Below are 5,965 nucleotides of genomic sequence, written 5' to 3'. Positions count from 1 at the left end.
GACTTAACTTGAGTAGATGGTTTGAGGCCCTGGTACCGTTTGGTGCCGGGGCCTCACCTGTTTAACGAGAAGGGAGGGGGAATTGGGCAGCTGGTGCTGCCTGGTTCCTCCTCCCTCCTGCTTTAACGAGCAGTGCGTCCAGGGTATTTGTGTTGGCGAGGTTGCCGGCGAGCTCAGTTGCTTGCACCGGATGACGAGGGCCAGGTTACCCGAGAATTATCCACTGGAGTACTTCTCCAAATTGGAGATCAGGTTGTCGTCCCAGCTAGCCTTGCTGAGCCATATTTGTTCCCTGACGGGTATCGACTAGAAATGCCAGCTGGTGGACTGCGTAATTTGAGTTTCAGGCACCAAGGCGACAGCTCCGTTTCGGAAGACGATTCCCGCAGTTGCACCACATTCACCTGCCGGCGTGCAATGGTGAGAGCAACTGGCAACCACAGGTCTCGGCGTAGGGGGATTCGACCGACCCAGGGAACCAAGACTGCGAGAATTCACCGGGCCAGGCCAATGAAGGTCATTGTGGACCTCGTCTTGGAAAGCCTTGAAAGCAATAGATACTGTCATCCACCGCCCGAAGACACCGGCATCATGTTTCTGAAGACGCGGACGCTAACGGACAGTAGATGCTTTGACTTCCGGTGGACAACATGACGGACACAGGCGGGCGTGGCTGCTGACCACTGACGTGCAGCACTTTGAAGCCAGCCGTATCGGAATCCTGCCTCGATATCGAGGGATTGCGCAAGCACATTTAAGCATTCTCAAGGTCGTTGGTGAGGATCGCGCAGCATGATCCTTCAATTGGATTCACGAGTATCTGACTGCGTTGCGTGCCGGGATGTGTACTTCTATCTACAGCTCGCGAGTGGCCGAAATTCCAGAATGCCCATCACGCTGTCCCGAGATACCCGTTGGAAGAATTGCCGTCCGGTATCTCAGCTTCTTTTCACCACGAGTCTGAGGTACCGGACTATCTTGTCTTTTTCCCTGCTCCAAGATGCATGTGACTGCGGTTACATGGATGTCGGGGTTGAAGCACACCATGAAAAGTGGGCGGCAAACCTCTGATGCAGTTAGCAATCTCGGAGGAGCAGCATGCGTACCAGCCAGACAAGTCAAAACTTGAAACGTGGTTTAAGCACACGGCACATCAGGTTTATCGCTTTAGGGTCTGCTATTGGCACAGGCTTGTTCTATGGTTCCGCGAGCGCCATTCAAATGGCTGGGCCAGCGGTGCTGTTGGCATACATACTCGGTGGGGCAGTGGTGTTCATGGTGATGCGTGCGTTGGGAGAAATGGCAGTCCGCAATCCGACCTCCGGCTCATTCGGAAGCTATGCCACTGAATTCGTTGGACGCTTTGCTGGCTTTGCAACCGGGTGGACCTACACGTTTGAAATGTTTGTGGTGGCCCTGGCTGACGTGACGGCTTTTGGCGTATATATGGGTTTCTGGTTTCCCAACGTCGAACGATGGATCTGGATCCTCGCAGTTGTTTTCTTCATTGCCGCCGTGAACCTGCTCTCGGTCAAAGTCTTCGGCGAACTGGAATTTTGGTTCTCTTTGATCAAGGTCGTCGCTATCATGGCAATGATCGCTGGTGGCGTTCTCGTAATCGTCTTCGGGTTGGGCAACCAAAGCGAAGGAGCTGCAGGTCTATCCAATCTCTTTGCTGGCGACGGCTTCATGCCGCATGGTGTCTGGGGCATTCTCGCTTCCCTGACGATTGTCATGTTTGCCTTCGGCGGCACCGAAGTGATCGGCATTACCGCTGGCGAAGCGCAAAACCCGCGTAAAGTCATTCCGCAGGCAATTAACTCTGTACCAGTGCGCATCTTGCTGTTCTACGTACTGACGCTCGGTGTCATCATGTGCATTCAGCCGTGGAACACGATTGATGGTAGTGAAAGTCCATTCGTTTCGATCTTCTCCAGCATCGGCTTCTCGTCAGCAGCAAATGTCCTGAACTTCATCGTCATCACTGCGGCACTCTCAGCAATCAACGCAGACATCTTCGGCGCGGGACGCATGATTCACGGTATGGCCAAACAAGGCCAGGCACCACAGGTATTCACGAAGACCACGGCTAACGGGGTCCCATGGGTGACTTCACTATCGATGATCGGCGCATTGCTTATTGGTGTAGTGCTGAACATCTGGTTCGAAGATGAGATCTTCTTCCTCATTGCTGCATTGGCTACTTTCGCCACCGTCGTTGTTTGGTCGATGATCCTGATCTCTCATATTCGGATGAAGCACCGGATAGACAGAGATAATCTTGAACCATCGGCATTCCCAGTTCCGCTTTGGCCAGTGGGTAGCTACTTGGCGCTGGCCTTCATGATCTTCGTGATCATCTTAATTGGCATTATTCCGGATACGCGTAGTGCACTCATTACCGGTCTAATCTGGGTGGCAATCCTGGGCGTCTGTTATCGACTATTCGTCAGGGGAAAAGCTCTTTCAGCAGAAATCCAAGCAGCACAATCGAAAGAAAATGCAGCAGCTGAACGGTCCTAGCCCGATAAATAATAGGGCAATGACGTATGCCGGCCCCGGACTGGCTGGCCGTGAGGGTGCAAACGCAGTTTTGAACCGAGCTACTAGTAAATTGCCAGGTCATCAAGTTCGGCAAAGACCTTCAAAAGCCGTAGTCTCAGGTAAATACTTGCACGCAACGATCCGTGGAGATAAAGATGGCCGCTTCCCATGCCGGATTTCTAGATGCCCTCAGCGCGGCATTACCAGAGAATGCCATTGAAACATCGCGCCCGCTGCTTCGAGAAAACTCTAGAGACTTCGGTCAGTTGTCGGGGGATCCCATTGAACCGCTGGCCGTGGTTTTCGCCAGTTCCGTAGCGGATGTACAACACGTTCTACGCTTGGCTAGCGAATACAAGGTACCGGTCATTAGCCGCGGTGCCGGCACAGGTGTTTCTGGTGGTGTACACGTACTAGGTGATGCCGTCGTCTTGAACTTGAGCAAGATGAATAGAATCCTAGAGATCCGCCCGGAAGATGAAGTCGCTGTGGTTGAACCTGGCGTCATCAATCATCAGCTCAACGAAGCTGTTTCCGAATTCGGCCTCATGTACGCCCCGGATCCTGCTAGCTACAAGATGTCTACAATTGGCGGCAACATCGCAACCAACGCGGGAGGCCTGCGGTGCGCGAAGTATGGCGTGACCCGAGAAGCAGTGCTCTCCCTAGACGTCGTATTGGCTGACGGCCGACTAATCCGCGTTGGCAAGAATACGTTCAAGGGTGTAGCAGGGTATGATCTCGCCGCACTTTTCACAGGGTCCGAGGGCACGCTGGGCGTTGTCGTTCGCGCAGTTCTCCGATTGCGCTATCTCCCGGTAGACGAGCGAGACATAGCTCTATTGTTCCCCAGCCTGGAAGAAGCAGTCGAGGGCGTTCAACTGATTGCCAAAGCCAGAATTCAGCCTGCCATTTTGGAACTCATTGATCATTCGACTCTGCTCATTCTTGATGAACAGTACTCGACGAATTACGCAGGTCTCGGCGGTGCCATGCTCTTGGCTCGACTGGATGGCTATGGCGCCGAGCGTGAAGAAGCCGCTCTCCGCAGTGTTTTCGCAGAACGCAATGCCCAGCTAAGCAATTCGGCAGATCCGAGTGCTACGCAACTGATCGAAATGCGCCGAACCAGCCGGGGTGATACTAAAGACGATGCTTACCGGACAGGAGAGGATGTCGCCATTCCGAAAAGCAAGATGCTTGAATACGTGCACCGCGTTCAACGGGCTGCGCGGGAGGAAAACGTAAACATGCGGATGATTTCGCATGTAGGGGATGGCAATCTGCATCCGACGTTTTCTGTAGAACCGGAAGACGGCAACGAGCCACTAGCGAGGCTAGACCGTGCAGTTGAAAGCTCCGTACGTATTGCACTGGAACTAGGCGGCACAATTACTGGCGAACACGGTGTCGGGCTGATCAAAAAAGATTGGTTGCAATGGGAACAAGCAACAGAAGTGATCGAACTCCAACAACAGATCAAGAACCTTTTGGACCCGTTGAATATCTTGAATCCTGGGAAAGCTATCTAATGGTCTTAAGCTGCGAGGCCCTGCTAAGGACTTGGCGACAAAGAAAAGAGTAGCTATGCCGGGCATTGATGAGAATTCTGCAGGGTGTATAGTGAAATGGTTGTAACCGCGGGATATAGCGCAGCTTGGTAGCGCGCGTCGTTCGGGACGACGAGGTCGCAGGTTCGAATCCTGTTATCCCGACACACAGCTAAGGGGGAACTTCGGTTCCCTCTTTTGCATTAAGCAGTCGTCTCAGCACGCAGTGACAGGTCAAGTGGACCTGCCTCCCTCGGCGGCAATTTATCGGCTGACGTGTAGCGAAGCCCAGGTCTGTTGCAGGCATTTCAATAAACGAGCTGCAGATCACTCGAGGATATTGCCCCAGGATGTGCGATCCGTGAATTTTTTAGGTATAGTTATATCTCGTGCTAAGGCGTTCAGCGCAGATCAGCTTCGGCTGCTGAAGCAAATGAATACCAAGTCACATTGGGATATGGTGTAATTGGCAACACAACGGTTTCTGGTTCCGTCATTCTAGGTTCGAGTCCTGGTATCCCAGCGCTTCACCAAAGAGATTTGGTGAGCTGAAGATTTATCTTCAGCATACGGCCCCATCGTATAGCGGCCTAGTACTCCGCCCTCTCACGGCGGCAACACGGGTTCGAATCCCGTTGGGGTCACCAAAGCAAAAATCGCGAAACTTATGTTTCGCGATTTTTTTATGCCCAAAAACCGAGGATTCTACGAAACCGACAGCGGCTTCCGCTGAAACCTCCTTAAGCAGGGCAATTCGTCAGTAATGTAACGGCGCAGAGTTGCAGGTCTAGCGCGGGTGAGGGGAAACTGCCCGTTGAGCCCGTTGAGCCCGTTGAGCCCGTTGAGCCCGTTGAGCCCGTTGAGCCCGTTGAGCCCGTTGAGCCCGTTGAGTCGCGGGGCATAACAACTCATTGCCGTCATCCTGGCCATTGGACGCTGCCACGAAAATGCCCGACTCATACATCGCTGGAAGCTCATGAGCTTCAATCTGAGCATGCTGTGCAAGGTGACCCATATGGATAACTAAGAACCGCCCTGATTAAGTTTCAATTTTCTATTCGCCGATCCTGGGATGTTTATGCTTGATCCATGAGTGGTGGAGCCAAAGCATTTAGCGATGAAGGCGCACGGGATCCATCGCGCCCAAAGCAGTATCGGGAACGAAAGAGGGCTCTGTACTTCCTGAGCATAGGAGGATTCTGCTTCCTCCTGACCTTGGCAGTGAATTACGGATTGAAGTTCACGATTCTGGGGGCGCATCCAACTTCAGCTTTTCTTATCGCTAATGCAGCGGCCACGGTAGTTTCCTACTACCTCTCGCGACGGTTTACCTTTGGGGATGTCGTCCATGGCCTCAAACGTATTCAGTTCATCAAATTCGTCGGCATGTCTACGGTAGCTATTGGAATTACTGCGGCGCCGGTTTATGTATCCCGTTGGATCTTTGGAATCACGGAACCAGACGTTTCTTTTATCGTCCAGGAGATCGCCGACTTTATCGCCGGACCAATTATCGGGACGTTACTTGGGATGATCTTCCGATGGTGGGCAATGAAGAAGTTCGTCTTCCTGGATACGCTCCATAAACGTACAGAGATCCTGTAAACCGCAGGAGCAAAGCAGTCGCGATTCCGCTGCTGATTTGTTCAACTGTCAGGGCATCAGAGTACGCCCGCGGATTACGCCACCACAGTGTAACCACGATCACTGTCAAAAGTGCCCTGCCGATTTGCGGAGCCCTGAAAACCTGTGTATAGTTTTTATCTGTTGCCGGAACGGAAACAACACGGAATCTACCGATTGTTTACCCGGCAGCCAATCACTTTTCACTGAAGGTTTTCCGCCGATTTTGATCGGATCAGGAACTCTGG

3 protein-coding genes and 3 tRNA genes are annotated in these 5,965 nt (G+C 52.6%); all 6 read left to right on the top strand.

Annotated features, from left to right (window positions below):
• Window positions 1–1,098: 1,098 nt before the first annotated feature.
• Window positions 1,099–2,523 carry an amino acid permease gene (locus AAZQ98_RS17605; protein ID WP_434694132.1) on the top strand — a complete coding sequence of 475 codons (1,425 nt, stop codon included), beginning with the start codon at window positions 1,099–1,101 and terminating at the stop codon, window positions 2,521–2,523.
• 176 nt (window positions 2,524–2,699) lie between these two features.
• Complete coding sequence (locus AAZQ98_RS17600; protein WP_434694131.1) at window positions 2,700–4,076, top strand: FAD-binding oxidoreductase; 1,377 nt, start codon at window positions 2,700–2,702, stop codon at window positions 4,074–4,076.
• Between the two features lie 109 nt (window positions 4,077–4,185).
• Window positions 4,186–4,259 (top strand) — tRNA-Pro (locus tag AAZQ98_RS17595).
• Window positions 4,260–4,545: 286 nt separating this feature from the next.
• Window positions 4,546–4,617, top strand: a tRNA-Gln gene (locus tag AAZQ98_RS17590).
• Between the two features lie 48 nt (window positions 4,618–4,665).
• Window positions 4,666–4,741 (top strand) — tRNA-Glu (locus tag AAZQ98_RS17585).
• 442 nt (window positions 4,742–5,183) lie between these two features.
• Window positions 5,184–5,699 (top strand): GtrA family protein, encoded by a 516-nt coding sequence (locus AAZQ98_RS17580; RefSeq protein ID WP_434694128.1) that lies wholly within the window; start codon window positions 5,184–5,186, stop codon window positions 5,697–5,699.
• Window positions 5,700–5,965: the final 266 nt, after the last annotated feature.

The organism is Glutamicibacter sp. Je.9.36 (genome assembly GCF_051129975.1).
Taxonomy (GTDB): Bacteria; Actinomycetota; Actinomycetes; order Actinomycetales; family Micrococcaceae; genus Glutamicibacter.
The sequence above is the reverse complement of the archived record's forward strand: the minus strand, read 5'-3'. Positions and strand labels throughout refer to the sequence as shown.